At 31.0% G+C, this 384-nt stretch carries 1 protein-coding gene; it reads right to left on the bottom strand.

What is annotated here, in order from left to right; genetic code table 11:
- Nucleotides 1-384: hypothetical protein (locus J536_RS24795; RefSeq protein ID WP_155758165.1), on the bottom strand; the 384-nt coding region annotated here is incomplete at both ends.

Here is a 384-nt window from a genome sequence, read left to right as displayed (position 1 = left end):
AGAAATATTCTTTGCAGAAATATCAACTGATGCCGCATTTGTGCCATTATTTTCAGAAACAGTCGTAATATACTTTTTCTTTAAACCACCCCATGATTTTTTCTTTTCAGTAGTTATTGATCGATCATAACTTTGCTCAATAGCTGCATCAAATAAAATACTTTTATTTGATTCTATTTTCACATCACCATTTTTTGATGTAATACCGGTAGCTTGTAAAACTAAGTTATCATCTTTAGTTTTACCTACAGTTCTAATGTTAACCCCTTTATCCCCATTAATAATAGAAGGGCTGACTAGTGTTCTGAAGCTATAATTCCCTTCACTTTCAGTACCTTTCTCATAAAAATCTGTATGACCATCAACAATAATACTTGCATTTAA

The sequence above is a fragment of the Acinetobacter sp. 809848 genome (assembly GCF_000581275.1).
In the GTDB taxonomy this organism is placed as follows: Bacteria; Pseudomonadota; Gammaproteobacteria; order Pseudomonadales; family Moraxellaceae; genus Acinetobacter; species Acinetobacter pittii.
Note: the sequence above shows the minus strand (reverse complement) of the source record. Positions and strands in the feature narration are given on the sequence as shown.